Source organism: Citreicoccus inhibens, from assembly GCF_019039035.1.
GTDB classification, from domain to species: domain Bacteria; phylum Myxococcota; class Myxococcia; order Myxococcales; family Myxococcaceae; genus Citreicoccus; species Citreicoccus inhibens.
Genome location: NZ_JAHNZT010000046.1, coordinates 24525 through 51047 on the forward strand (window position 1 = coordinate 24525; position 26523 = coordinate 51047).

Sequence of the window (26523 nt, forward strand, 5' to 3'; positions counted from 1 at the left end):
ATCGGGTTCTGCTCATCAGGGGTGGTGTAGCACCCATTTCGAGCGGACAGGACTCGCGCATGGGACTGCGATGCCAATCGACACCGCGTCCCTGTCTCTGGGCTTTCACTTGCGCCAAGGCTCAGGGCGTCTTTCGCTGTTCCTCCTCCCGAGGCTGGACACTGCCTATTTCGCGGTGCCGCCGGATTGGCGGACGACGGCGCTGGAGCCCGGCACGCGCCCTTCGGTTGGCAGTGGCTCCAACCGCCCCCCGAGGTGTCGCGCCCGGCCTTCTCCAGCGCGGATACCATCCCAGGGAGAAGTCTCCGTCGGCCATGCGGCCCAGCACCTCGAAGTCCTCGCGCAGGCTTGCGTCCAACACCTTCCACCGCACGTGGCCGTCGGTGTTGAACGCCACAGCCTGGACCACCTTGCGCTCGGGGTGGAAGAGGACGTCGAACACGTCCGAGCCCGCGTCGTCCGCGAGCACCTTCTCTGCGCCTGTTCGCAGCACCTTCTCCACCACCCGCGAGGTGTTGGAGCCGTGCGGACTCTTCAGGTTCACCTTCGCGCCGTCGCGCGAGAAGCCGATGAACCCCAGGTACTGGTTGCCTAGTTCGGCAGATGCTTGATGGTGTAGTCGCAGGCGTTGCCGACAGTGATGATCTTCTCGGCGTCCTCGTCGGGAATCTCGAACTGGAAGGTCTCCTCCATGTCCATGATGAACTCGATGAAGTCCAACGCGTCCATGCCCAGGTCCTCGATGAGGCGAGACTCCAGATGGATGGACTCGAAGCCGACGCTCGTGTGGTCGCGGACGACCAGCTTCACGATGTCACAGATATCCGGAGGTGCGGCGAGAGAGCGCTGCTCGGTGGACTGTGAATACCCAGGCGACATGGGGGCGGAGGCGCGTCCCTCCGCCGGGATGAGCTGCGCCGCCAGCATGAGGCACAACGCGATCGGGAAGGCAGTGAGTCGATACATAGAAGCTCCTGATTTGTTTGGATTGGAGACTATGCCTGTTGTTGCTTGTGTCAAGACTGTGAGGCGTACGTGGGCCAGATCTGCTGCTCCTGGGTGGGGTCAAGTGGCCAGGGTGAATGTGGACCTCCTGCGGAGTTGCCCCATGCCTCGGCGACCGAAGTTGATAAGACATTGGGCTGTGGCGCGGGTCATGGCTCGTGATGCGATGTCGCGGTGCGTGCGGAGCCACGCGCTTGTGCATGGGGACGCTCCGAGGTGAACCCAGTCGGGCTCAGGCTCCGCAGGCCCGCGCGTCTTCTTGACGCTCCTGAAGGAGCAGGGGCCTTGAATGCCGTGAGGCCAGGTCCCTGGATGGGAGTCCGGCCTCTGCATGGCCTGGTGCCGATGCTGGAGCACACGCTTCGGTCATCCTGCGGGAAATTCGCAGAGGAAGGAAAGAGAGCGCCGTGATGCTCTCGGCAGTCGAGGTAGTGGCACACGCCGACGCGGTACGGATGTCCCGGTTCGGACGCTGCCGCACAGTCAGTCGCCGGTGACGCGCTCGGGTCCTTCGCCGCTCATCCCGCTCTGCGACGGAAGTGGAGCGCCTGCGCGCCGGACTCGAACCGCTGCGTCGATAGGAGTTCGAGATGCCGCGCACTCGACAGGCCATGAAACAACGTCGGCCCGCGGCCACTGATGATGGGATGAACGACGAGGCGGTACTCGTCGATGAGCCCCAACTCTTCGAGCGCAGTCGCGAGTTTGGGCGCTCCGACGAGGACGCCCCGCTGGGTCCTCGCTTTCAGCGCTGTGATCGCCTCGCGAAGGTCCCCCTCCACCCTGATCGTGTTCTGCCACGGAAAGTCGCTCCGCGAGCCCGACACGACATACTTCGCCTTCGCCTCGAGCTTCTCCGCCCACTCGCGCATCGCGCGTGGTGCCTTTTCGTCGTGTGCCACCGCGGGCCAGGCACCCTCCATCAGCTCGTAGGTGTTGCGGCCGAAGAGCATTGCCCCGCTCTGATCCATCAGCTGCGTCCAATAGTCGTGCAGCTCGTCGTCCACGATTCCCTGGGTGTGATCGATGCACCCGTCCAAAGTCACGTTGAGACCGAAGGTGAGGAGGCCCATGGCCTGGGATTCTACGAAAAGCGCGCCCAGCGCGCACCAGCCCGACCCATCGATGCAGTGCCCCATCCCGATGGGTATCGGCGCGCAGACACTCGACGCGCTCGAATCGAGCAGCCCGCCCGGCTGCGCGAGGACGGTTGGCTATGGACCAGGCCCCAAACTCAATGGAACCCACAACCACGATTCATTTCGTTGTCGGTGGTGCTGGGTGTGTTCCTGAATATAGGGACAAAGACACCGCGCTGGCGGTCACGGACATCATACGTAGAGTGCCCGGGGTTCATCGCCAGGAGATGCCCCTCGAGCATTTTCAATGTATGAAAAAGTACTGACCGGAGCGTCCGGTTCGTGCGCACGCGGATTCAACCCGCGACCACAGACGGATTCGTTCGAGCTGTGAATCAGAAAGGAGGTCCGTTCGTGGTGATGCGCAGTTGCTGCGAATTGATGGCGATGGCAAGCCGCTTGTAGAGTTCGCGATCCTGCTGCTCTGTCAGCTGGCCACGCAGCGCGAGAAAGGCGCTGCGTTCGTGCTCGCCCCATCTGCCGGCACTGATTCCCTGGTCCACGATCTGACTCGCCTGAGCGAAGGCCTCCAGGCTCGCCGGAGAGGGCGTGGGAGGCTTGGGCGCGGGCCGTTCCTCGGACGGCGAAGCTGGAGCCTCGGCCCGAGCGACCGAGAGCTCCTCTCGCATCATCCGCCGTAGGTCTTCTCGAAGCGCGGCCTCGTCCAGCCCCGAGACGGTGGGGAGGGCGGGGCGCGGCGCGCGCTCAAGGCTTTGTCTCATCAGTCGGACCTCTGTCTCCAGGCGCTCCAGGCGATGGGCCGTCTCGTCCGGTGCGGATGCTGGTTGGCTCCAGCGCCCTACCGCCACGCCTGCGCCTGCCGCCGCCACCAAGAGGGCCAGGTAACAGGCCCGGGATGCCGTGGTCATGGTCCGTGCCTTCTCGCTATTACTTGGGCATGTTGTACGAGGACGTATTCACCAGCACGGAGTTACAGGTGCCAGCGCCATCGTGGTAGACCATGATGGATGAGTCCGAGGTGAGCGAATGCAGCACCTCGATGAGCCCCGCATCGTAGGTGCGACAGGTCGCCGAAGCTCCGGACGCGTCCCGAACGGCGAGGTCCGCGAAGATGAGCCCGGTGGTGCTGGCGAAGTACGTGACATGGATGTACTGGATCGTGTCCGCGCTGTTGCGCGCAGCCCCCATGTCTCCGCCAAAGGCGTTGATGGGCGCCGGGTGGATGACCACGCCATAACTCTGCTTGTACCCAGCCCATGCGGTTCCACCTCCCGCGAGCAGCGCGAGTCCCAGGGCAATGGCAGTCTTCTTCGTGAACATGATGTCTCTCCATGTGTTGTGACGGGAAAGGTTACAAGCGCTGTCACGCGTCGACACCACGCCTGAGCGGGTGTCGCGAGTCTCGTAACACGTTTGCATTGGAGAGTGGAAATGCTTTCAAAACCGTCAAGCCCGGCAGGGGCCGTCGGCGTCGTGAGCGCTCAGGCCAGCGCGGAATTCTCAGGACGTGTTGAAATGGAGTAAAGGGGGCGGCGCGTTGACCGAACAAGATGCCCGACCTCGCAATGTCCGCGCGCACGCCGTAGCCGAGCGACCTGACAGATGAGCAGTGGGTCCTCATTGATACCTTCGTCAGGGCGGTGGGAGGACCCCCAAGAATCAGGTGCCTCCGAGGCGAGAGGTAGTGAATGCCATCCTCTACGTATCGCGGACGGGTGTGCAGTGGCGCGACCTGCCACATGACCTACCGCCTCGCATCGCGGCCCAGCTCGACACGCACTCAGTTCCAATCGGCTCGTGTTTCTTCAATCCACTGTCCACGACCGATTCTTCCGAGTCGTGAATGAGGCTGAGGGCAAGACGAAGGTGCTGACGTCGCGCTGCACACAGGACTCCCGCGCCAGGTGGAGGCAAGTCGCGCAGTGGGAGGGGCGCCCCCACGTGAGCGGGAGTTGGGGCCCGCGCGCCTCACCTCGAGCGTAGACAAAGGCTTCGGGCCCGATTTCGGGGACATCCGATGCGCTCTTTCGCCGAAGCCCCGCGCATCAATGCATTGCCTTCGTCGGGAGACAGCGCGCTCTTGGTAACACCCGTGCGACGGAGTGGTGCGTGGACCTGCGACGTACTCGAGCGCGTGCGAGGGAACACCTTGGTAGCGGCGAGCCACAGAGAAGTTCGGGGAGGGGCAGCTGAAACACCAGCAGAATATCCTTGAGGGCCCTCATGCACGTCCTCCGCTTCAAGGATGTTCGCAAGGGACCCGTTTGTTGCTCTCGGGGGCGCGGGCCGGCGTGGTATGCGCGGGCTCATGGTGTTCCTGTTCCGACGTCATGCTGCACGCGTTGACGCGACCACTCGTCAATCCTACAGTCAGTGAACGTGTGCCGGACTGAACTACGAAGATATGGGTGGCCGTTGGCGGTTCTCCTGCTGACCGCATGCGGCAAATCGGCTCCCTCCAACTCCATCCCGGCGGTGGCCACGGTGACGCACCTCACGGGCAGCAAGTGTTCCTGGCTCCCAGATGCCGGTGACCTGTGTCCGACGCTGACCATGCGCGTGTACCCAAAGGGAAGGCCACCATACGAAGCGACCTCCGAGGTGCGCATTCCGCAGGTTGCCGCATCCCGTGTCCAGCCTGGGGCGTGGCTCAATGTTCTGGTAGACCCGGCCGCGGCCTCGCGCGTATTCGTTGATGTTTCCTCGTTCTCCGGCCCTCCGCCAAACCCTGTTCCCGACGCGGATTCCCGCTGACGCAGGCGCGGTTCTACCTACGTGAGTATCACTTTGGGCGTGAGCCGCTCGCGTGGACAGGTTGACTCCGCTGCTGCCCTGTCGACCTCGGCTGGCGCAGCGTAGCCGATTGTCGAGTGAATGCGGTGCTGGTTGTAGAAGACCTCGATGTAATCGAAGAGCTTCACCTTCGCGGCGTTGACGCTCTCAAAGGACTCCCCCAACTCGGTGGTGTAGCCCTCATTTCAACCGGACAGGTCGCTCACGCAGAGGACCAGCCCAAACGACCGGTCGCGATTCTTGAACGGACTCATGCCGCGCGGGGAGCAGAGCCGACGCGCAGCATCCGGCTCGGAGTCTGTTGTGCGTTGCGAGCATTCAGGTCGGCGTCCACCGTATCTTCAGACGGAGGCGTGATGTGTCATGCTCTTCACTCGCCGGGGCATGGAGCGCTTGCGAGTGGCGCATTCGGGCAAAGGTCCAGCGCGCAGTCGAAGTCCGCGGGCAGCACAGTGAGAGTCTTCTGACTCACCTCCTGCCGGGTGAACCACCGCGGAGGCAAGGTGACAATGCTGAAGTCGGCCAACTTCTGCCCGTTGTAACCCCATGCCACCTGCATCGCTTGGCCTTCGATTTCGAGCCTGAGTGCGAACATACGCTTCCCACCCTTGGTGCTGACTTCGGCTGACTTGAAGGCCATTTCAACGGCGCGGTCGCACGCGTCGAGCCCGGCGCTCTCGAGACGCTTCGACGCGAGCTCTGCCCGGGCCTTCCATGCCGCTGCAACGGAATCGGTGCCTGGTGCGCCGCCGCGGGTTGGCGTGCTGGGCGCGGAACCGAGCATCACAAGTGAGAGAACAGCGACGACGGGGCGGCTCATTGACGCTCCAAGTGAGGGAAAGGACGTATGTTATCCGATCCGCAACAGGGCAACACGGTATGCGCTGCATGGACTTCAATTTTCGACTCAGCAAGAGGTCGCCTCCCGCTGACGGCGTGACTGTCAGTCATTCAGCGCGCTGATTCCTGGAGTCACTCCGCACCTGTCTGGACTGGAGCGCCTGCCGGGGGGACCCGGGGTGGATGCACGCAGGCAAGATGGAATCATGATGGGGTTGTGATGCTGTGTGCCCGCGGCCCGTGCCACATGGACTCCTGGCCCCGAGAGGTCCCATTCGCGTGGGCGCTTCCTCTGCTTGGGGACTGGAGGGATTCATCATGCGGTGTGGCGCGTGGGTCGTGATGCTCGCGGGACTGTTGATGGCATTTCCTGGCGTTGCGGCGGAGTCGTCGCTCCCCTCCGTGGACCTGGGCGTCCGCGAGGTGGACGCAGGAAGCCTGGCGCTCATCAGCCGGCGCACGGACGCGGACTGGTGGGCGCTGTCCCGGGTGGGGTCTGAAGTCGGGACGGGGCACCCACGCAAGACGCTCCACGTGTTCCGCAGCTCGAATGCCGGCCGCTCCTGGCAAGAGGATGTGGAGGCGACGGGGGCCGTGGCAGGGGGGGCGACTCCCGAGATCCTTCGAACGGGTCGCAGACCAACCCGGAAGTCGATTTCCTCGTCTGGTTGACACCCAGGATTGGTGTCATGGCGGGGTACATGGGTGCGGAGGTGCTGCGCACCACCGATGCGGGGCGGACCTGGGGCAGCGTGAAGCTTCCGTTCGATGACAAACTCTGGGTCTATGACCTGGAGCGGGCCGAGGGGCGGACATGGTTGTGCGGCTCGTCCGGGAACATCTACCGCAGCGATGACTCCGGAGCCTCCTGGGAGCAGCTGAAGGGGGCTCCCTTCGATCAGGATGACCGCTGCATGGACCTCTCCTTCCTGAGCCCGTTGCGTGGCTGGGCCTTGGGGATGAAGGGCTCCTTGTGGGCGACGGAGGACGGAGGGGCATCATGGCGTCGCATGGAGTCTCCCGGCCAGACGGACCCGATGCTGAGCGGGGGGCAAACGCCACCTTCCTGGGATTTGCGCCATGTGGCTCTGCTCACACCCCAGGTGGCATGGGTTGAGGGCAGGGCAGGTCGCTTCCAGACGACGGACGGCGGGAAGACGTGGCACACCCGGCCTTTCGTGCCCAGAGAGGATGAAGCGCCCCCGAGCGTCAGGAAGCAAGAGAATGGCCGGCGGCTCGTCACCGTGGGGGTGATGGACACGGGCGCTCCGGTGAACACCTGGATGCCATCCTTCGACGAACATGCAGAGGTGATGGGGGACGACACGGTGGTATTGATTCGTGGCGACTTCATGAGCACCTATGTGGCCGGCCGCCTCGAGAGGAGTTCCCCGCTCACCATTGCAGGCTCTGGCGTCCTCACGCCGCTCGACGGCGTGAGCTCGGGCCGGCCGTACGGGTGGTTCGGCTGGAAGGGGGACCAGATCGTTCGGTCCCAAGACCAGGGCCGCAACTGGTTCTCCGTGGGCCGCGTCCCCGAGGCTCCCCTGCGCACCCTGGCCCTCGCAAAGGACGGCAGGCTCTTCGCACAGACGCAGGCCGAGAGTCTCTTCCTCTCCTCGGACCTCGGCCGCACCTGGGAGCGGAGCTGTGCGTGGCTGGATGACTATGACTTCGTCGTGGCGACCGGCGTCTCCCCTGATGGATTGGAGTCACCGCTTCACTGCCTGCTCACTGCGCCTGAATCCGTGGTGAAGGTGCGGTTCGATATCGCCGGTTGTTTTGGCGGCACGACGAGCCAATTGGAGTTGGAGCTCTCGCAGGGCGATGCGACGCTCTTGGGCCGGTCGGGCGGTGGAGAGACGCCCCTCGAGGTCCGCTCCCGCAAGCTGAGTCGTGACGAGGGGCAGCGCATCCTCCGCACGCTGGTGGACGCCGCCACGCGAAAGGAGGCGCCGCTCGATTGTCGCTCCACCACCCGGTATAGAACCATCATCGAGTGGTCCTGTTCGCTGAAGGAGCCGGAGGAGCGGGACGTGGAGTTCGAGGCTGCTGGCTGTGGGCCACTCATCCGAGTGGACCTCGTCGGTGCAGCAACCTCGTCCGGCACGGCGAGCGCCGAGGGCTATGCGCGCTCACTCGGTGTGTACGAGGCCGCGGCCCGCGCGTTGGAAGGTCCTTCGCGCTGAGTGGCGCTGCCTGACCCCGGGGCTGGGCCTCAGCCCGGCTCAGGGACGGAGACGCGCATCGACATCGTCGCCGCCCCTGAGGGTGGTCGCGGATGCGCCTGCTAAACTCGGCTGGCGCCGAGCACGTGCTCGGCGCCCTACTTCACAAGCCAGAATCCCTCTCCATCACTGCGGCCGTTATGGTGCGCGACTGCATTCCGAGGACGAAGCCATCCTCCAAGCGGATGGTCCGCTATGATTGCCTCTCGCCGACTCAGGCCCGGTGAGAGCTCATGCAACGGCAAGCGGCCTGATTGCTGCCCATCTGGTGTCTCAACAATCAGGTGCGGTACAGACCATTGCGTTCGGCTGGCCGAGCCTCTGCGCAGTGATGTTGATGGACGCCAGCGAGGGCGCAGTTCGTGCGCGAGCGTCACGAGGACCTCGTCTTCCATCTGGTCGGCCTCCCTGAACCGCGCTGCCGTGATGAGCGCCTCCTTCTCTGCGCGGCGGCTGCGCAGGCCGGTGGCCACCGTTGCGAGCAACTCCTCGGGCTCGATGGGCTGGCTCAGGTAGACGTACGACACCACCGCGGGCTGCTCAGCCAGCGCGCGCTCAAACTGCCTTTACATTCCATCTGTCCGTATACTAGATACTGAACCACATGGTTCAGTACCTAGATGCCGGCCTCGATGCTTCGTTCGCCGCGCTCTCCGACGCCACCCGACGCGGCGTGCTGGAGCAGCTCGGGCGTGCGGAGGCCTCGATCTCGGACCTCGCCGAGAAGTTCAACATGACCCTCACGGGCATGAAGAAGCATGTCGGTGTCCTGGAGCGGGCCGGGCTCGTGCGCACGGAGAAGGTCGGGCGCGTGCGGACCTGCAAGATTGGCCCGCGTCGACTGGAGGAAGAGATGGCATGGCTCGACAGGTACCGCCAGCTCTGGGAGGCACGCTTCGACGAGTTGGACAAGGTTGTCGAGGAGTTGAAACGGAAGGGGCAGGTCGATGGACGTAAGAAGAGAGAGTGAGCCCATACCCATGAAGAACCGTACGACTGTGGAGCGGAAGTCCGAGCGTGAGACCGTCGTCACGCGAACTTTCAATGCTCCGGCACGCATTGTGTTCGAGGCGTGGACAAAGCCCGAGCTGTTCAAGAAGTGGTGGTTGCCGAAGTCAATGGGAATGACCCTGATTGCCTGCGAGATGGATGTTCGTACCGGGGGCACGTACCGTCTGGTGTTCGGCCAAGGGATGGAGTTCTTCGGTAGGTACACCGAAGTGACACCGCACTCGCGCCTCGTCTGGATCAATGAGGAAGGTGGCGACAATGGGTCCGTCACCACGGTGACCTTCGAGGAAGAAGGGGGCAAGACGCTGCTGGTCGTGAGCGAGCTCTACAACTCGAAGGAAGCTCTCGATGCTGCCGGCACCGGAGCGGCGGATGCGCTGGTCGAGACGTTCCAGCAGCTGGACGAGCTCCTCGTCACCCTGGGCGCGAGCTAGGACGGGCATGGAGTCCTCGTTCCCGCGAGCAGCCGCTTGGCTCTTCGCTCCTCGGCGACGAGAGAGTGAAGCCAAGCGAACCAGGGCTGCTCGCGGAGACGAGGGCCAACGCCTGCGCCATGACGCTGGCGACGAAGAGGGAACGCCGCGCCATCGAGCTCCTGCGCCAGTTGTCGACTGGCTTCCAAGCGGGGCATGTCAGGCGGGGACGTAGGTCAGCCGGAGCATCTGCACGCCGATCCGTTCGCCGTCCATGAGGCGACTCTTCCCAACGCAGGGGAGAAGGTGGCGGCCAGAACGGAGGGGCTGAAACAGAGGACGCTGCGAGTGGATTGGGCCGAATCGCTGGGGAGGAAGTTCGACTTCGACGTACTCGCCTGCATGGGGTGTGGAGGCAGGCGCCGGGTGTTGCGCTCCGGTTGACGTGTGCCAGCCACTCCAGCACCAGTGTGGACGTGGTGCGGTCGCGAACTGCGACTGCTACTTCAAGGCTATTCGCTTGGGGAGAGAGCGCAGCAACTGGCGCGAGCGTCACGAGTTCGCGACTGCGGCTCGGCCGCTTGGGCACAGTTGCGCCGCAGGCCAATTCGTCACTGGTGGGCGACATGGCCCACGTTCATCAGTTGGCCGGCAACGGCAGTGCACCTCGTGGTTCGACGACTACAATCACGTGCACCCTCACAAGGGTCTGAGGATGCGTTCCCCTATCGAGTACCGACGAGCAGCCCACCCCTCTGACCGTGTCCGGTTTGACGGGGGCAACTCCAAGGGTTTGCCCCCAAAAAGCCCTCGGCCTGCCGACGCGAAGAAACCCCATGCGGGCGTTTCTCGGTCGGCGCGGCCTGCATTGACTCTCCTTGTCTGATTCTCCGTCCAAGAGGTGCGCGGGCTGCTGCTGGCCCTGCTCCGACGCGCCGTCGCCCCAATTGAGCACGTCTTGGCCTGGAGTCGCTGGCGCCGCCACCATCAAGCCGTCGCCATCTTCTGCCATTACCGAACTCACAGCGCTCGTCTCAATCTACGGCTGTAGGACGAATGGTGCCTTGACGCGTTTATGACGCGGTGACCGAGTTTTGGATAGGCAAAGGCGATCAGAATACACAGGAGGAGCGAGGTGGTTTGAACCCCTGCTGTCAGTCGGCTCGCAGTGCCTCGGACACGGGGAGGCGCGCGGCGAGGATGACTGGGCGAAGGCTCGCGACGACACAGATGACGAAGAGCAGCGCCGTTGCCGCGCTCAGCGTAAGGAGGTCATCCGGAGCGACGCCGAAGAGGACGCTCCGGCCAAGGCGCGCCGTGACGAGTGCCACAGGAATGCCAAGCCCCAGGCCGACGCCTGCCAGGTGGACCGCGTCACGCAGCACGAGACTCGCCACGGACCACGCGGATGCGCCCAGCGCTCTCCGGACAGCCAGCTCCCGTGTGCGCTGCCGGACCGAGTAGAGTAACACGCCGCTGAGCCCCACCACCGCGAGGACCAATGCGCATGCACCCAAGGTGCTTGCCAGCAGTGCGAGTGAACGATCCGTCGAGGAGTCCGCGCGAACGACGTCGTCCTGGGTCCTGACGTAGAGGAGCGGGAGGCCGGGCGCCAGCGCTTCGACTTCTTTGCGGAGCGCGGGAAGGAACGACAGCGGGGCGCCCTGTGTCCGGACCTCGATGGTTGCCTGCCCCAGCAACTCCCCAGACGCCTGGGTGAGCGGCACATAGATCGCCCATCGCGTGCGGCCAGCGTCATCTCGGAGGGCTGGGCGGATGTCCTTGGCGATGCCCACCACCGTCAACGGCTCGCCGCCGCCGCTGAGCCGGACCACGTGCCCCAGCGCACCCATCCCGGGGGCGAGATGCTGGGCAAGGCTCTGGCTGATCACCGCGACGCGTGCCGCGCCGGCGGAGTCGGAGGTGTCGACGTCGCGGCCCGCGACGAGTGCCACCCCCATGGTGTCGAAGAATCGAGGCGTAACGGCATTGATGGACACCCGGGAGGGGCTCCCTCCCGCTCCGTCCTCATCGAGCCGCCGCTCGAAGTATCCACCGAAGAAGGGGGCTCTCGACACGGATGCCGCCCGCACGCCGGGCAGGGCTCCCAGCCTCTCCGCGAGCTGGGTGTACAACGCGACCTCGCGCGTTTGCTCATAGCCGAGCAGCGACGGGTAGATGCTCGCGAGCAGCACTTGCTCCCGCTCGAATCCCAGCTGCACGCCTTCGATGTTCCTCACGCTGCGCAGCAGCAGTCCCGCGCCGGACAGGAGCACCATTGACAGCGCGACCTGAAGCACCACCAGGGCCCGCGCGAAGCGCGAGCGTGGAGCCCCACCGGCCTGGCCTCGGTGGATGCCCTGGACCGTGTCGGAGCGCGTGGCGCGCAGGGCAGGGAACAACCCGCATAGGAAGGTCGTGCCGACGGCGGCCAGTATGGAGAACAGCATTACCCTCGCGGAGGGATGGAACGACAGGGATTCGTAGTTCGTATCCTCGCTGAGCAAGAGCAGAAGCCCATCGCCCATCCACCAGGCGGTGAGGAGCCCCACGACCGCGGCAAGCCCCGAAAGGGCCCCGCTCTCCACCAGGAGCTGCCTCACGATGTGGCCGGAGCGGGCCCCCAGGGCCTGCCGCACCGCCAGCTCGCGCCGCCGAGCAATCGCTTGTGCGAGGAGGAGGTTCGCGACGTTCCCGCAGGCCACGAGCAACATCAACATGACCATCCCCAGGAGAAGCAGGAGGGGGAGTCGCAGCGCCTCATGCGCGAAGCTCTCACCATGGGCAATGCTTCGCAGCTCGAGCCTTGCAGCCATCAGGCTCGGGTCCGCGCTGGGATGGCGCTTTAGCAATTCGTCATGGAGGCTGGACAGCTCCGCGAGGGCTGTCTGCGGTGTGGCCCCTTCCGCGAGGCGCACCACCACCCCTGCCTGATGGTCATTCAATCCCAGCCGGGACTGGAGCCAGAGCGGCAGAGTCACCTGTGGCGGCCTGTCACCGCGGGCCAGCCCGAAGTACTCTCGCGGTGTGACGCCGATGATGGTTGAAGCAATGCCTCCGACCACCAGTGTCGTGCCAATGACAGAAGGAGAACGTCCGAAACGCAGGGCCCACCAGGCGTCGCTCAGGACGACCACCGGCTCGGCTCCCGGGTGGTCATCCTCCTCGCTCAGCAGCCGGCCCGCCTGTGCCCGGACGCCCAGCACCTGATACCCGTTGCCCGCGAGGAACTGGCTCGACACCATCTCGGCTTCGCTGCCGGTGCCCACGACCAAGCGGGAGCCATCCTCCGCGAAGAGACCCGTGATCGCGCTCACGCCCGCGGGCCGCTCATGCCGCAGGCCCTCCACCAGCTCCGGCGCGAAGCCACTCTGGTAGCCCCGCTCCGGGAGGTTGCGGCCGACAGCGTAGAGCTGCTCGGGCCTGGTCACGGGCAGCGGGCGGAGCATCACGGCATCAATCAACCCGAAGACCGCGATGGTGGCCCCGAGGCCAAGCCCCAGCGAGGCAACCACCACAAACGACAACCCAGAGCTGTGCGTCAGCAACCGCCTCACGCTGGTGAAGTCCTGCCGCAGTCCGTCCAAGAATCGCGAGAATTCCATACCCATGAAACCTGCAGTCGTCATGCCAGAGCCCTGCCGACGAACAGGGTCGAGTCTCACACGGAAGGTGTGCTGAAAGTGAGAACTTCATGTCCCGGAGCCGGACACCTTGAACGCCACGCTGCCGGCATCGCGCTCACCACACCTGACAGGCGTCGGCGCCTCGCGACATGGGTGTGCCCGCCTTGCAAGCGAAAGCCTCCTGGAAATCGGGGGAGTTCGCCAGAGGGTTGTTCACGCGGAACCTGGGGAGTGAGTGGGGGTTGGTGAGCACGTGGCGGCGAGCGGTCTCCGGGCGATCTGCGGAGCACCAGGAGAAGGCGAAGGAGAGGAAGAAGCGCTGACGGGCGGTGAGTCCGTCGGCGCCAACGTCATCGAGCGATTTTCCTTCCTCCCGGAGCGCGGACTGGAGCGCCAGGAGCGCGATGTGAACCCCTCCGTTGTCGGCGGTGTCCTCCCCCAGAGTGAGCCGCCCGTCCGTCTTGACGCCCAACTCGGGCAACTCCCGGGTGTACTGCCGCGCGATGCAGGCCACCTGCTCGTCGTATTTCCTCGCATCATCTGCCGTCCACCAGTCGCGGAGGTTTCCCTGTCCGTCAAACTTGCGGCCCTGGTCATCGAACCCGTGGATGATCTCGTGGCCAATCACCACGCCAATCGCACCGTAGTTGACGGAGAGGTCGAGTGAGGCGTCGAACAAGGGCGGCTGGAGCATGCCGGCGGAGAAGTTGATGGAGTTGAGCTGCGCGTCGCAGTAGGCGTTGATGGTAGGCGGGGTCTGCGACCACTCCGCGCGGTCGACAGGCCTTCCAATCTTCGCGAGCTGCCGGCGGACCTCGAAGGCAGCCGCCTGGGCGATGTTGTCGAGAAAGTTCGTTCGGCTCACCTTGACGTGGGAGTAGTCGCGGAAGTGCGCCGGGTAGCCTATCTTGCTCTCAATGGCTTGGAGCTTGACTCGCGCCGCCGTGCGTGTCTCCGAGGTCATCCAGTCGAGCTGGTCGAGTCTGGCATCGAGTGCCTTCTCGATCCTCTCGACCATCGCCTCCACCCGCTGTTTGCTCGAGGGTGGGAATGCGCGACTCACATAGGCTTGTCCCAAGGCCTCGCCGAGGTCCCTGTCCGCATATGCGACGCAGCGGCGCCAGCGCGGGCGCAACTCCCGGGCCCCAGAGAGCACGCGCCCAAAGAAGCTGAAGTTCTCGTCGACGAACGCCTTGGGAAGCGCATCTGCCCTGCCGTGGAGGGCCCACCACCGCAGATACGCCTTCCAGTGGCTGAGGGATTCGCCCTGAATCAGTCGCTCGACTGCGTCGAGGAAACGAGGGGTCGCCACGACATAGTGACGAGGAGCGGGCGCGCCCACGGCCTTGAGGTACATCGCCCAGTTGAAGGACGGCGTCGCCGCAGTCACCTGTGCAAGCGTGCGCACGTTGTTGAGATTCTTCGTGTCCCGTCGCGCGACGGGATCCATGGAGGCCAGGGCGAGCGCTGTCTCGATTTCAAGGACAGCGTCGGCGTCCCGCGATGCGCGCTCCGGCGATGCACGGGCCAGGATGAACATCTTGCGTACGTGTTCTCGATACTGTGCGCGCTGCTCCAGGAGCTTGGGGGCTTCCGACACGTAGTAGTCACGACCGGGGAGCCCCAGTCCTCCCTGGTCGATGGCCGCGACCACGAGAGTGGAGTCCACGAAATCCTGCGTGGGACCGAACCCGAAGAGCGCTGCGGGAGTCCCCGTGTCGTTCATGTTGAATCCGCCCGTTGAGTTCGGGGCGGACAGGTGCAGCCGGGCGACCTCGGCCGCGAGCGTCGCCTTGCTTCGCATGCCGTCAATGCGGCGCAGGTCTGTGGCGAGCGAGTCCAGGCCCGCCTGTTCCACACCGGCTTCGTCCATGCACGCCGCCCAGTAGTCGCCGACCTGTCGCATGACGGGGGAGGGCGATGGAGCGGGGCTGGCCGCACGCTCCAGGGTCTCGCGAAGCACCGTCTGGTTCCAGAGCTTGAGGTTGGAGGTGGTGGTCCAGAAGCCCTGGTCCGCGGGAATGGGGTTCTGGCCGAGCCAGCGCGCGCACGCGTATTGATAGAAGTCCGTGCACGGGTCGAGCGTCGGGTCCGCGAGGGTCGACATGAACCGGCTGAGTTCGACGGAGTCACCCGCGTCCGCACGAGTGCCAATGCACAGCGTCAGCACGACACAAAGGACTGCACCCAAGGGGAGTGTTGGGCGCGCCTTGCACCTGCGGGGCTTCGGTTGAGAGAGAAAGAGGGAAGGATGCATGGTTGTTCTCTCTGCATAACCCATGCCTCAAGCCAGATGGGCTTCGCTCGCCATGAACGCCTCGGCAGACGCCCCGGAATTGGGAATCGAAGTCCCAGGTCTGGAATTGGGCGCTGTGCGCCAGACCGCTGGAGCGTATCCGCTCTCGTGTAGGTCGGTTCAGTTGACGGCCGCGTGCTCTGCCATTGAGCCCTGCTGGAAGGTGTTGCGTATAGACGTTGCCGGGGGCGGGATTCAAACCCCGGCCTACTTGAAGCCGCCGATGCCCGGGGAGCTGTCGGTGGGCATCGTGGGCTTCGGCGGTCGGGTCGGCTGTGCGGTGCGCACCGGCCCCACCGGACGTTCACGCGCTGAACCGCCGTCACCGCGAGCTGGCTGCGATCCAGCGTTCGCTCCTCGTCCTGGTGCCCTGCGAGCTGGAAGTGCAGCACCGACGCCTTGGTACGAGGCAGCACCCGCTTCGTGGGCGAGGTGCCAATTTGCGCCTCACCGTCGAAGTCGAAGATGGCCGCGCCCGACGGCGTGGACGTGAACTCCTCCACCGTCACGTTCTGGGGACGGGCCGCCGTCAGGCCGGTCCTGCTCCGCCTCCTTGAAGAACTGGGTGGGGGAGTACTCCAACAGCGCCTGTCGGGACTGCATGTACCGACGGACGCGAAGGATGGGCAGCCACACGCGCTTGCCCACGCGTACCTGAGACTCCTCCAGCTTCGGTCAAGTCCCGAATCGCGTGTAGTTGGTCAGGAGGGGGTTCGGGGGAGGACGGCTCCTTGGAGGCATCCCGCAGCACCGCGGGACTCTCGTAGCGAGAGGCACGAGGGACGGGGGCACATCATGCAGACGGCCAGGAATAGACTCGGCGGATGGTGGCCAAGTGCAGGTCACTTCATGGTCTCGATTTCCCAATGAAAGTGGGCTTCCTCCGCCCCACGATTTCTTGAGACACCTCTCCGGGGGATAAACACCCAGCAATGACGGCACTTCTGCTCTCGAAGCTCGTGCCCCCGGGCCTCTGGGTGCACGCTTTCGTGACACGGGCGCTTCTTGTTGCTGCCTGTCGCGCAGAGGTAGCGACTCCATTTGTCCAGCGGCCTGGCAGCTCATCTCGTCCACTCTTGCAGCCCAGCGTGGCCCAAGGCTTCCTGTCCGCCAGTTTTCGGCACCTCGAGCGCCGCTGCGCGGCCCCCCAATCCCGCGCTTCTCCGCGCTCGTGTGGATCGAAGCCCCGCGCTTCTTGAAGGTCGTCTCCACTCCACGAATCCGGGGCAACTTCATGCCGTGGTAGGAGCGGTAGTGGAGACGCCATGTCCCAAAAAGTACAAACCCGCTTTCGTTACTCGCGTGCAGACACCCTTCTCACGGTAGTCCTGTTTTTCTTGCTGCCCTTTCGTTCCGTGGCGGCCGAGGAGCCACCGATGGTACGGACTGTGAAGGAGTTGCTCGCACTCCCGGAGGATCGGCTCAACATTGGCGATGCTGCACTGCTCTTGGGGGCCTTAATGGACCCAGACACGGACGTCACCGAAGGCCGGCGGCGCATCGAGCTTCTGTCGGGACAGGTGCGCTCCCTAGTTGGGGGGCGAACTGACCCGGACTACCGCATCCGGGCCGTCAACCAGATTCTATACCGAGAGAGCCGCTTCGCATACGACAAGGATGACCCATTGGGGGCGCGGCTCGACGCCTCGTCTCTCTGGCGTCTCCTGTCGACGAAGAAGGGCAACTGTGTCTCGCTGCCCGTCCTCTGGTACGCAGTGGCAGAGAGGCTCGGTTACCCGGTGGCGATGGTGGAGGCCCCGCACCACTTCTTCCTGCGCTACCAGGAAGGACAGTACCAGTCCAACATCGAGGCAACCTCCGGGGGCGGTGAGGCGAGCGACGAGAAAATCATCCTGGACTTGGAGATTTCCCAGGAAGCCGTTTCCTCGGGCGCCATGATGCGCTCGCTCTCCAAGAGGGAGTTGCTGGGCGCCCTCATTGCCGAGGTGGCCGCCCGCCTCATGAATGACTGGAACATCGGCCTTGCCGCGCGACTGTCCGAGCAGGCCCTTACAGCCCATCCTCGCAGCATGGCTGCAAACTGGAACCTGGCAATGGTCTACAACTACGAGGCCGCCATCGGGAGTTCGGTCCGCACGCCGGGGGAGAAGGCCGCTTCCCACAAGAATCCTCGTGTCATGGAGGCCGCACGGCGAGCCTTGAACTACGCCCAGGCCGCGACTCGTCTGGGAGCGCCAGGCCCGCTCGCCCCTGACTACTGGAAGAAGGTGTCCACTCTGGGCGGCACCGAGATGGCGGCGAAGAAGCCATCACCCCGTCCCTTTAATGTCTCCACTCTGTTCGCGCCTGGAGGAAAGCCCATTCAGTTCGCGCTTGCTGTAGACCCCGGCATATTTGAGCGAGCGTCACGCCACCCAGGGAACGTCCTAAGGGTCTGCTCGGCCCTCTGTGGCCCTGCGCCCGGCAATCGCTGCGCGGATTTCAAGCCTTTGGATTTGGGAGATCCTGAATGAAGCGAGTCCTGTGGATTCGTCTGCTGTTGACGTTGCTGTGCGTACTGCCGCTTTCGGCATCCGCACGTTGGTATGATGCCGGTACTGGCCGCTTTCTCTCTGAGGACCCGCTCCTCGGTGACATCCTCGCGACGAAACAGCGCCTACCAAACCCCACCAGCGTCCATGCGTGGCTGTACGCGAATGGGAACCCGCTCCAGTACACGGATCCGGATGGTCGGGACGCAACTCATGATGGGTATGGTGTCTATAGGGACCCTGTCGTCGAGAAAGCCTGTCTAGAAGGAGGAGGCTCTACCTGCGCCAATCACGGCTTCAGGGCGATGCGTGAAGACTGTTCCGCAGGGAATGAGACGGCGTGCGCTATCGGTAATGCTTACGTAACAGCCATTACGGCGCCAGCTTTTCTCTCTAGGCCGGTGATTCTGGGGTGGGCGGCGCTGTCACTCTTTTCATCGAAGGGGCACAACCCTGGTGACCAGCAGATTGTTGATCCGCTGACTGCTACTGCCGAGGGTACGTTTGGAACTGCGTACCAATGCGGCGACGACATTTCTATGGGGAAGGCGGCCACGATGTCTTGTGGTTTGACTGCCTTCAACCTGGTGACGTTGGGCAGGGCGAGGCAGGTGGCTCGTGCAGTGGCAGTTGAGGAGGCGTGGGCTATTGAAGCTCAAGCGGCTCTGTCCCAACGCGAGCGTATTCTCTCTAACCTTGCGGAGAGTCGTGCTGCGCGAGAGGCCAGCAATTTTGAGCAGCACGTGATGCTGGATAGCTCATGGGCGCAAACCTCCACACTAGAGCGAAGCTTGGCCGCCAACTGGACGCCGGCATCCTCAGTTGTCGATGCTGCAGTTGGAGCTGAAAACTATACGGTTATGCTGGATGCCGCCCCAGGAGTTGAGATGCCTGCGCCGGTTACGTACGGAATGCCGAACGTCCGGCACAGGGCTCAGAGTGTGAGGATGGATAGTACTGCCAAGGAAGTGAATACGGTGGTTGGTCCTGGTGTGATTGCTGAGGATATGAAGTGGATTCGCGCGGGATATGCTAAGAGGGTCGAGAACCAGCTCGTGGTCAAGGGTCGCACGTATGTGATTGAGGGGAATAGGAATCGGACGCTATTCCCTGCGTCTGGTGGGAATGGGGCGGGTAGGGTATGTCCTATGACGCGGGCGCAGTATAAGGCGCTTGGGATTCTTAATGAGCTTGGCGATGGCACTCCGGCTGCGGCTCTGCAGTTTAGTCGGCTGAGCTATATTGCGCCGGCTGATATCGAATATGCCCGGTCAGTGCGGGCTGCGCTCGGGATCGCTCAATGAGGTGGCAAGAGTTTTTCCTGAGTTCTATTGTTGGTTTGGATCGGATTCGTGTGGTTGTTGCGAGTCGATTCGGAGTTGGTGCTGGTGCGGTTGCGATTTCTGCGTCGTTGGAGGAGGTTTTGCCTGAGGGGACTCGTGTTTGGGTTGTTGTCCGAGACTTTGCGGGGCAATTCCCGATGCGTCTTTCGATTATTCCTCAGTGGTGGCCAGTAGAGGTTGGGGGAGAGGATGTGATTCTTCGTGGATTTGCTGCGGATCTTGGATGCGATCTCCTGGTTTCGGATGACTCGCCCAGTCCGTATTCGTGGTTGAGGGTTGGTCCCGAGGGCGTTCGGGGGCGCGTATTGCTTGATGCTGTTGAGCTTGAGCGTGAGCGATATGTGGTTGAGTCAGAGGCGCCGGTGTCGAGCTAAACGACGAGGCGTCATCGGCGTGATCTTTGGAAGGGGCAGCCGAGTCCATTCCACGGCGATGTTGGGGTTGAAGGCCAAATCCCCCAACAGCTTCGCCCACAACCCAGGCTGCCCGCGGGCCTCCTGCGCGTCCGCATCGACGACAGCGTAGAGGGGCATGCCGTACCAGGCACTGAGGGACTCCACCAGCAGGGACACGGCTGGAGTCATTGCCGGTACAGGCGGAAGGCGCGCCTTCAGGACGGTGCCCTGCCTGGGCACGGAGAGAAGCAGTTGGGTGTATGGGGTATGTGCCTCGAGCGTCAGCCACAGCGGCGGTGAAGACATAGAGAGCCACCTCCAGACGGCGCCGGGCGGCTGGCTCATCCAACTCGCGGGGCACACGTGCGACTCTCGTTACGCTCGCCTCCGCCTGGACTGAACCTGGATGTGTGACTCTCCGCGCTCGCTGTCGTGCCCGTTGCTCGGCTTTGCGGGCCGCCGCGTCACGACGCACCTCGACAGGAAGCAGGCTCGCCCGGTAGGCGCGGCTTGCTTTGCGCCACTGCGCTCTGCGCGCCAGGGCGCGGCACACTTCACGGCAATAGGCCTGCCCCCTGTCGCACCTCCGACAGAGCCAGAATCGCTCCCTGCAATGACGGCACTCTCGCTCTCGAAGCTCGTGCACCCAGGCCTCTGGGTGGACGCTTTCGTGACACGGGCGCTTCTTGTTGCTGCCTGTCGCGCAGAGGTAGCGACTCCAGTTGTCCTGCGGCCTGGCATCCCCCCAGGACGCTCATCTCGTCCACTCTTCCAGCCCAGCGTGGCCCAAGTCTCCCCAGTCGCTAGTTTTCGGCACCTCGAGAGCCCCTGCGCGGCCTTCCAATCCCGCGCTTCTCCGCGCTCGCGTGGATCGAAGACCCGCGCTTCTTGAAGGTCGTCTCCATTCAAGGCGGGGCAGCAGGTGCGCTACAAGCAGGGGGGGGCTCCTTCACTGCTCAGGTGACGTCCATTGACGAGAAGGCAGGAACGGTGACGCTGGCTCGAGACAGCGACGGCAAGCAGGTGGCGCGGCCCTTTGCGAAGGTAGAGGCGGCCTGATTCAGTAGACGCGTGAGCCATCGCTCAATCGGAGCGCTTGTTGGGGCTGACATTGGGGGACAGTTCGGAAATGGTCGGCGGCGCAATGGGGGCCACACCCCCAATGGAACGTGGGCGGCTGTGTCTCCTCTTCATTTCGTGATGTGTCCCGGTTGGTGTTTCTCAGCCCCATCGAGCCTTGGCTCAATGGGGGCGTAAAGCAAGGGTGACGCAACCCCGAGGACATGCCTTCGTCTGAATGACTCGCTGCCCCGCAGTGTCCGGGCGGGGCCCCTCCAGCAATGATCGACGGAGGGGCCCCCAAGGCATCGAAGGCGCTGCCATCCGCGAGCTTGCTTTGGGGGACTCGGGGCTTTCACATTCACCGTGGCCTGTCGCCAAGGCACTGAGAGGTCCTCCAGCGCCTCTCCCAATAACTCTGAGGAATGAAGGACGGTATTCCCATCAAGGCCTGTTAGGGTCCTCTTCGGGCCCCTCGGGGCGTGGGACTAATCAACTCCGCCCGTTGGAGCCCGGACTCATACGCACCGGGCGTATCGAGCACTGATGTTGGAGAGAATGTGAATAGACGCAATGTGTTTTCATTTCTGTTGAGCTTGCTCGTCGCAGTTCCCGTGGCTGGCCAAGCCCAATCCGATGGGTGGGAAGACCTCATCACCCCCGCGACATTTCGGCAGGGTCACTATGATTCTGCCACGCCCACTGTCGCGCCCAGAGGCGTGTACGTCGCGCCCTACTCAATCAACACGGGAGAGCTCCCCAGCATTTACGTCCAGAGCCCCGAGTCCTTCCGGCTGCGCATCTACCGACTTGGCTGGTATGGCGGTGCGGGCGCGCAGGTGGTCTTCGACTCGGACACCGCGCTGTCGACCGCCTACGGCCCGATTGCCCAGCCCCGATGCGGCATCGCAACGCCGACCACCGTCACCGGATATCAGGCCCTCCGGCAACAAGAGACGGACTACGGATTGGTGGAATGCGCGTGGACGCAGCCCGTGCAGCCCCCGGTCTCCGCGCTCACGTCGGGCCTGTACTTCGTGAGAATCACCCCCAACCCCGTGCCCCCCAAGAAGCCCCTTGAGACCCTGGCGACGTTCGTTGTCCGCAATGACGCGTCCACGGAGCGCCTCGTCATCGTCAACCCGACGACGAACGAGGTTTACAATCCCTGGGGGGAGACGCTGTACAACCCAGAAGACCCCGCTAATGGGGTGACTTGCGAGGCCTGGACGAAGTGCCCCAAGCTGAGCATGTACTCGATACCGAGGGCCTCCAAGGTCTCCATGGCGCGGCCGTCCTGGAACATTCCGGACCATTTCAAAACGGATGTTCCACTGCTCCGCTTTCTGGAGAAGAACAACCTGCCGTACTCGGTGGCCACGGACTATGACGTCTCGCGCTTCCCCAATCTCCTGGCTGCCCGACGCTCCGCCATCATCTCTGGCCACGGCGAATACTGGGACATGGCGACACGCAACAGTCTGGATGGCTTCGTCGCGCGGGGCGGAAACCTCCTCGCAATGGCTGCGAACACCGGCTACTGGCAGATCCGCTATGAGGCCTCCCCGACGGGCAATCCGGGCCCCATCATCGTGGGTTACAAGGAGAGCGCCACGGACACGGCGACCTCAACGCCTGCTTGCCGGAGCGCAATCATCGTCCCAGCCGCAGCGGCGAACTGCGCCGACCCGCTCTTGTCGGTCTCGCCCCAGCTCACGACGACCTACTTCCGGGCTCCTCCCGTGAACAAGCCCGAGCAGGAACTGTTGGGCGTCCAGTACCCCCTCAATCCCGCGGGTAACACGTTTGAACTCCCCCTCACGTTCTTCACGAACACCGTCGCCGCTCGCCCAAGCCTCGGCAGTGGCATCACCGCGGCCGGAGACGTGGTCATCGGCCCCACGCTTCCCTCGTCGACCACCCGCGTGGGCAATCTCGGATGGGAGGCGGATTCCATCCATCCGAACCTGTTGTTCAGAATGAGCCCCACCGCCTGCCTTCTTCCACTGGGGCAGGGGCGTTTCTCCGACGACCCCGCCTGGGCGTCGGCATTTCCCACCCCATATGGCAATGAGTTTACTCACCTCGTGATGTATCGCCCCTCAGCAACGAGTGGCCACGTCGTCGCCGGCATGAGCATGCTCTGGAGTTGGGGTCTGGATGACTGGTCCACGCTGCGAAACCTGGGCGGTCCCGCCATCTCGCGGGTCGACTCGCGGCTCCAGCAGTTCACCCGAAACTTGCTGGCATCGAGTGATGGCGCTGGCTTTGGCGCGGATTGCGACAAGGGGGCCGACTTCGACGTCTTCTTCGGAGATGCCTTCACGGACACAAAGCCCGACGGCACCGCCCTTCCGGGAGGGGATGGCCGTTCTGTGGAGATGATTATCAAGGAGCGCGAGTACCCAGGCCGCTGGGGGAGCGTTGCCATCGCGAAGCAGTCGGGCGAAGTGAAGCTGGTTCCTACCTTCACGGAGGTCGCGAAGCTGACGAACTGGGCCGTCGTCAGTGACGCCTACAATCTGTTCCTGGTGGATGTGAACAATGATCGCAAGAAGGACCTGGTCGCGCAGAGCCGTGTCAATGGCGAGTGGGACGTTGCGATAAGCGACGGAACGCGCTTCGTTCCGACCGGCTCCGCTTGGCTTTCCGCCACTCCGGGGTGGGCTGTCGGCAGCGACTATGACGTCTTCGCCGCGGACCTGAACGCGGACGGCAAGGCCGACCTGGTGGCAAAGCGGCGGACGTCTCCTGGCACTTGGGAGGTGGCCCTCAACACTGGGACACAGTTCGTTCCGGTGACTGGTAACTGGCTCTCTGGATGGGCAGTCGTCAGCAGTGCGTATGACCTCTTCGTCGCGGACGTGGACGGTGACGGCCGGGCGGACCTCATTGCCAAAGAGAAGAACTCGCCCGGTAATTGGTACGTCGCGCACAATACCGGAACGGGTTTCATGGCTCAGCCCACCGCCCTTTCGAACTGGGCGGTCAGCAGTGCGGACCATGACTTGTTCGTGGCGGACGTGAATGGTGACCACCGCGCGGACCTCATCGCCAAGGAGCGTACTGGCGGCAAGGTCTGGAAGGTGGCCCTCAGCACCGGACTGGCGTTCCAGGAGCAACCCACGCCTTGGCTCTCAGGCTGGGCCGTGAACAGTAGCGATTTCCGCCTCTTCGTCGCGGACGTCGACGGGGACGAGGAAGGAAAGGCGGACCTCATCGTCCGCGAGCGCACCACGTTGGGCCGCTGGTATGTCGCCTTGAGCAACGGCAGTTCATTCGTGCCGCAGGCGGCGAGGTTCGACGCACGTTGACCCCGTGGTACCCGTGGCGCACGTTTCGGCAGCTTGCTCAGCGAGTTGGTTGACGTCGTTGGGAGCCGCTTAGTGATAGGGCGCGCTGGCCCAGTCTGGGCCAGCGCGCGGAAGCAGAGGGGTAGGAGGTCCGCTACACGCAGGGGCGAGGCACCTTCCCCGCCGCGGTGACGGCCATCGACACAAAGGCCGAGACAGTTACGCTCGAGCGCCAGAGCGATGGCAAGCAGGTGAAGCGGCCCTTTGCCAAGGTTGAACCTGCATAGCGCGATGCCAGAGAGTTGACTGCATTCGGACTCGATGCGTTCTGGGATGAGTCTCTGCCGCGAAATCCGCGGCTTGCGACTACGTGTTTCCTTGGCGAAGTGACGCCCGGCCAGACGGAGGGGCTGTTCCTGGGGTGTTATTTGCTTGGAAAGCTCGCATTTCATGGATATGCTAAGTCTTGGGATAGGCTCACACCGGTGTGGGCCTGCCTGTTGCCGTGGCGGGACAAGCGGCAGTTCGCCGCTCCACTTCCGTCGCCTTGACTAAACACGGGTGCCACCGATGCGGCGCCCGCCCCAGGAGCCCCAATGGGCACACGAACGACCCTATCGCTTTTCACGTTGGCTGTGCTGGCAATGCTCTCTCGCCCGAGTCTCGCTGCATCGCCCACCCAGAGCACCGTGTGCACGGAGCAGGGCTCGCCGCCGAACGGATTTCCGAGCTGCGTATGGGCGATCCCCGCGACGGGCGGAGAGGTGCTCCTCGACACGGTGGGAAGCACCAGCGAGGCGGAGGTTCGACAGGCAATCGCTGAGAGGCGCGCGCCGAAGCTCGCGCCGCACTCGGTGACCCAGGCGGAAAGCGCGCGCGCGGTCGATGCCGTGCAGCGCTCGACATTCGAGTTCACCGGCGTGCTCGACAGCCATCTGCCGGACTACACGCCGCCGGGCGGCACCGAGCCGGTGACGGTGATGGTCGGCCAGTTTGAGACCGATGTCGGGGGAATCCACATCACGATCTACGTGCACCACAATGGCGGCGTTACGATTGTGTACGAGTTCTCCAACGGCGGTGGCCTCATCTACGACAGTGAGCACGGGTGGTTCACTCTGATGTGACCGGCTCGTACGAAACGACGAACGCGATTCTCGAACGGACTCATGCCGCGCGTTGAGTAGAGCCAACGCGCAGCATCGGGCTCTGCGTCTGTTGTGCGTTGCGAGCTCCCAGGTAGGCGTTCACCTCGGCCATGAGCGCTGGGCTCGTCTTGCGCCGGTGGTGGTGGGTGACGTTGGCGTGCACGTCCCATCAGGCTCACTCAATGCGGCCCCTCGGGGCAGTACGGCGGTAGGAAGTGCAGCACGACTCGCCTAGCCATTTGGGCCAGTGCCTTCTTGCTGGAGTACGTGGCTGCGTTGTCCAAGATGAAGTGTAGGCGCCTGGTTTGGGGGTGGGCCTCGCTCCCCGCGCGCACTAGTTCGAAGAGGATAGCGCCCGTCTTGCGCCCCCTCTCGCCCACGTCAGTTCGCCCGTGCGCGAGTTCAGCGCTTCGGCGACGTAGCGTTTCTGGTTGTTGGCCGGAGTGACAAGTTTCCGCCGCTCTCTGGGCAGCATCCAATCGCTCCCCGCATTGGGGGTGAGGTGCACGTCCAACTCGTCCTCCTAGTACCACTTAGTCGGTTGTTGAAGCCGCCGGTCGATCATGATCTACGTTCGCGATGGACCGGCGGACGCTGAAGCGACTCGATGAGGAGTTGCGCGAGTACCTCGACTCGATGGTGGAAGGCATGGGCCGCCCCGAGCGGCGCGCCGCGATGGCGGCGTACGTGACGGGGTTGCTGCTCGACGGCGAGCGCAAGAGCATTCAACCCATGGCGGCTCGGCTGGTGGATGACGCGTCGGAGACGGAGGCGATGCGCCAGCGGCTTCAGGAGTGCGTCGTCATCAGCGGATGGTCCGATGCGGAGGTGTTCCGACGCCTGGGCCAAAAGTTGGAGCGGGAACTGCCGGGACTGGAGGCGTTCGTCCTCGACGATACGGGCTTTCCGAAGAAGGGGACGCACTCGGCCGGCGTGGCACTCCTCCGCCCCACGATTTCTTGAGACACCTCTCTGGGGGATAAACGCCCCCCCGTGAGGTGGATGTGAAGAAGCAGCAGAAGCAGGACAGGACGTCGGAGCGTGGACGGTTCTCAGCGAAGAGGAAGAAGGAGGCGGTACTCCGGCTGCTGAAGGGCGAGGAGCTCGACACCTTGTCTCGGGAGCTGGGCGTCACCGCCGCGGTGCTGAGCGAGTGGCGGGAGAAGTTCCTGGCTGGAGCCGAGGCCAATCTGAAGAGCCGCGAGCCGGAGCCAGCGGATGATGAGGTGCGGCGGCTGAAGGCGATGGTGGGCGAGTTGATGAAGAACGAGCTCTTGGAAGAGAAGGCGCAGTTGCTGGAGGGCAACGCACCGGGTTTGGTCGTGTCCCTATAAGTGTGTAGTCGGCGAACAGGGGTGAGCGGGAAAGAGGGAAGCTCCTCGGAGAAACCAACCGAGACGGTCTCCCCCTGGCAGGGGAGCCGAGGAGTTCCCGTCGTGGACGATACCGAGTTTGCCGCGCCCTCGCACGAGGAGGTGCGC

General features: G+C 64.0%; 22 protein-coding genes and 1 pseudogene. 11 read left to right on the forward strand and 12 right to left on the reverse strand.

The annotated features are described in order from the left end of the window. Window positions 1–121: 121 nt before the first annotated feature. The 5 genes from KRR26_RS32575 to KRR26_RS32595 form a co-directional block, all read right to left on the reverse strand. Window positions 122–544, reverse strand: a complete 423-nt coding sequence (locus tag KRR26_RS32575; RefSeq protein ID WP_217081726.1) for a hypothetical protein — start codon at window positions 542–544, stop codon at window positions 122–124. 47 nt (window positions 545–591) lie between these two features. Next, window positions 592–966, reverse strand: coding sequence for an acyl carrier protein (locus tag KRR26_RS32580; protein ID WP_217081727.1), 375 nt, complete (start codon window positions 964–966; stop codon window positions 592–594). A 557-nt stretch (window positions 967–1523) separates the two neighbouring features. Continuing rightward, on the reverse strand, window positions 1524–2078 hold the full coding sequence (locus KRR26_RS32585) for a dihydrofolate reductase family protein (RefSeq protein WP_217081728.1): 555 nt from the start codon (window positions 2076–2078) through the stop codon (window positions 1524–1526). Between the two features lie 401 nt (window positions 2079–2479). Then, the gene (locus KRR26_RS32590) at window positions 2480–2647 is read right to left on the reverse strand and encodes a hypothetical protein (protein WP_217081729.1); all 168 of its coding nucleotides are present in this window, start codon (window positions 2645–2647) and stop codon (window positions 2480–2482) included. A 385-nt stretch (window positions 2648–3032) separates the two neighbouring features. Continuing rightward, window positions 3033–3425 carry a hypothetical protein gene (locus KRR26_RS32595; RefSeq protein ID WP_120211029.1) on the reverse strand — a complete coding sequence of 131 codons (393 nt, stop codon included), beginning with the start codon at window positions 3423–3425 and terminating at the stop codon, window positions 3033–3035. A 343-nt stretch (window positions 3426–3768) separates the two neighbouring features. On the opposite strand from KRR26_RS32595, the gene KRR26_RS37885 reads away from it, so the two are divergent. Then, on the forward strand, window positions 3769–3948 hold the full coding sequence (locus KRR26_RS37885; RefSeq protein ID WP_407931750.1) for a transposase: 180 nt from the start codon (window positions 3769–3771) through the stop codon (window positions 3946–3948). A gap of 928 nt (window positions 3949–4876) precedes the next feature. Here KRR26_RS37885 and KRR26_RS37890 read toward each other — a convergent pair. Then, complete coding sequence (locus KRR26_RS37890; RefSeq protein WP_217081731.1) at window positions 4877–5062, reverse strand: IS3 family transposase; 186 nt, start codon at window positions 5060–5062, stop codon at window positions 4877–4879. 206 nt (window positions 5063–5268) lie between these two features. Next, window positions 5269–5718 carry a hypothetical protein gene (locus KRR26_RS32610; RefSeq protein WP_147423121.1) on the reverse strand — a complete coding sequence of 150 codons (450 nt, stop codon included), beginning with the start codon at window positions 5716–5718 and terminating at the stop codon, window positions 5269–5271. A 709-nt stretch (window positions 5719–6427) separates the two neighbouring features. Here KRR26_RS32610 and KRR26_RS32615 point away from each other — a divergent pair. After that, window positions 6428–7927, forward strand: coding sequence for a YCF48-related protein (locus KRR26_RS32615; protein ID WP_217081732.1), 1500 nt, complete (start codon window positions 6428–6430; stop codon window positions 7925–7927). Window positions 7928–8064: 137 nt separating this feature from the next. Here the strand turns inward: KRR26_RS32615 and KRR26_RS32620 are convergent, their stop codons facing one another. Continuing rightward, window positions 8065–8493, reverse strand: a complete 429-nt coding sequence (locus KRR26_RS32620; protein ID WP_217081733.1) for a hypothetical protein — start codon at window positions 8491–8493, stop codon at window positions 8065–8067. 77 nt (window positions 8494–8570) lie between these two features. On the opposite strand from KRR26_RS32620, the gene KRR26_RS32625 reads away from it, so the two are divergent. The 3 genes from KRR26_RS32625 (at window position 8571) to KRR26_RS37895 (ending at window position 10276) form a co-directional block, all read left to right on the forward strand. Beyond that, window positions 8571–8936 (forward strand): ArsR/SmtB family transcription factor, encoded by a 366-nt coding sequence (locus KRR26_RS32625; RefSeq protein ID WP_217081734.1) that lies wholly within the window; start codon window positions 8571–8573, stop codon window positions 8934–8936. A gap of 10 nt (window positions 8937–8946) precedes the next feature. Then, entirely contained in the window at window positions 8947–9411 is a 465-nt protein-coding gene (locus KRR26_RS32630) for an SRPBCC domain-containing protein (protein ID WP_217081735.1), read from the forward strand. A gap of 424 nt (window positions 9412–9835) precedes the next feature. Continuing rightward, complete coding sequence (locus KRR26_RS37895) at window positions 9836–10276, forward strand: integrase core domain-containing protein (RefSeq protein ID WP_407931751.1); 441 nt, start codon at window positions 9836–9838, stop codon at window positions 10274–10276. A 268-nt stretch (window positions 10277–10544) separates the two neighbouring features. Here KRR26_RS37895 and KRR26_RS32640 read toward each other — a convergent pair whose 3' ends face one another. Beyond that, window positions 10545–12995, reverse strand: coding sequence for an ADOP family duplicated permease (locus KRR26_RS32640; protein ID WP_217081737.1), 2451 nt, complete (start codon window positions 12993–12995; stop codon window positions 10545–10547). Between the two features lie 136 nt (window positions 12996–13131). Then, entirely contained in the window at window positions 13132–15297 is a 2166-nt protein-coding gene (locus KRR26_RS32645) for a M13 family metallopeptidase (protein ID WP_328707247.1), read from the reverse strand. Between the two features lie 1280 nt (window positions 15298–16577). Between KRR26_RS32645 and KRR26_RS32650 the strand changes: the two genes are divergently transcribed. Both KRR26_RS32650 and KRR26_RS32655 read left to right on the forward strand, forming a co-directional pair. Further along, window positions 16578–17786 (forward strand): transglutaminase-like domain-containing protein, encoded by a 1209-nt coding sequence (locus tag KRR26_RS32650; RefSeq protein ID WP_217081739.1) that lies wholly within the window; start codon window positions 16578–16580, stop codon window positions 17784–17786. After that, on the forward strand, window positions 17783–19108 hold the full coding sequence (locus KRR26_RS32655; protein WP_217081740.1) for an RHS repeat-associated core domain-containing protein: 1326 nt from the start codon (window positions 17783–17785) through the stop codon (window positions 19106–19108). Before KRR26_RS32650 ends, KRR26_RS32655 begins: the two co-directional genes overlap by 4 nt. 389 nt (window positions 19109–19497) lie before the next feature. On the opposite strand, the gene KRR26_RS32660 is transcribed toward KRR26_RS32655, so the two are convergent. After that, the gene (locus tag KRR26_RS32660) at window positions 19498–19719 is read right to left on the reverse strand and encodes a hypothetical protein (RefSeq protein WP_217081741.1); all 222 of its coding nucleotides are present in this window, start codon (window positions 19717–19719) and stop codon (window positions 19498–19500) included. A 1601-nt stretch (window positions 19720–21320) separates the two neighbouring features. Between KRR26_RS32660 and KRR26_RS37730 the strand changes: the two genes are divergently transcribed. Further along, the gene (locus KRR26_RS37730; RefSeq protein ID WP_217081742.1) at window positions 21321–23915 is read left to right on the forward strand and encodes a VCBS repeat-containing protein; all 2595 of its coding nucleotides are present in this window, start codon (window positions 21321–21323) and stop codon (window positions 23913–23915) included. 668 nt (window positions 23916–24583) lie between these two features. Beyond that, window positions 24584–25021 (forward strand): hypothetical protein, encoded by a 438-nt coding sequence (locus KRR26_RS32670; RefSeq protein WP_236069416.1) that lies wholly within the window; start codon window positions 24584–24586, stop codon window positions 25019–25021. Between the two features lie 200 nt (window positions 25022–25221). Here the strand turns inward: KRR26_RS32670 and KRR26_RS37900 are convergent, their stop codons facing one another. Next, window positions 25222–25575: a transposase gene (locus KRR26_RS37900; RefSeq protein ID WP_407931752.1), complete on the reverse strand. Its 354-nt coding sequence runs from the start codon at window positions 25573–25575 to the stop codon at window positions 25222–25224. 46 nt (window positions 25576–25621) lie between these two features. On the opposite strand from KRR26_RS37900, the pseudogene KRR26_RS32680 reads away from it, so the two are divergent. After that, window positions 25622–25981: pseudogene (locus KRR26_RS32680) on the forward strand (transposase); the annotation flags it as partial. A gap of 65 nt (window positions 25982–26046) precedes the next feature. Next, on the forward strand, window positions 26047–26376 hold the full coding sequence (locus KRR26_RS32685; protein WP_217081745.1) for a transposase: 330 nt from the start codon (window positions 26047–26049) through the stop codon (window positions 26374–26376). Window positions 26377–26523: the final 147 nt, after the last annotated feature.

What these genes read in the sequence shown, in the direction of transcription:
- KRR26_RS32630 (WP_217081735.1), top strand. Translation starts at nt 8,947, where the DNA reads ATGAAGAACCGTACGACTGTGGAGCGGAAGTCCGAGCGTGAGACCGTC.
- KRR26_RS32640 (WP_217081737.1), bottom strand. Translation starts at nt 12,995, where the DNA reads ATGGAATTCTCGCGATTCTTGGACGGACTGCGGCAGGACTTCACCAGC.
- KRR26_RS32625 (WP_217081734.1), top strand. Translation starts at nt 8,571, where the DNA reads ATGGTTCAGTACCTAGATGCCGGCCTCGATGCTTCGTTCGCCGCGCTC.
- KRR26_RS32580 (WP_217081727.1), bottom strand. Translation starts at nt 966, where the DNA reads ATGTATCGACTCACTGCCTTCCCGATCGCGTTGTGCCTCATGCTGGCG.
- KRR26_RS32595 (WP_120211029.1), bottom strand. Translation starts at nt 3,425, where the DNA reads ATGTTCACGAAGAAGACTGCCATTGCCCTGGGACTCGCGCTGCTCGCG.
- KRR26_RS32615 (WP_217081732.1), top strand. Translation starts at nt 6,428, where the DNA reads ATGGCGGGGTACATGGGTGCGGAGGTGCTGCGCACCACCGATGCGGGG.
- KRR26_RS32585 (WP_217081728.1), bottom strand. Translation starts at nt 2,078, where the DNA reads ATGGGCCTCCTCACCTTCGGTCTCAACGTGACTTTGGACGGGTGCATC.
- KRR26_RS32645 (WP_328707247.1), bottom strand. Translation starts at nt 15,297, where the DNA reads ATGGGTTATGCAGAGAGAACAACCATGCATCCTTCCCTCTTTCTCTCT.
- KRR26_RS32610 (WP_147423121.1), bottom strand. Translation starts at nt 5,718, where the DNA reads ATGAGCCGCCCCGTCGTCGCTGTTCTCTCACTTGTGATGCTCGGTTCC.
- KRR26_RS32650 (WP_217081739.1), top strand. Translation starts at nt 16,578, where the DNA reads ATGTCCCAAAAAGTACAAACCCGCTTTCGTTACTCGCGTGCAGACACC.
- KRR26_RS32655 (WP_217081740.1), top strand. Translation starts at nt 17,783, where the DNA reads ATGAAGCGAGTCCTGTGGATTCGTCTGCTGTTGACGTTGCTGTGCGTA.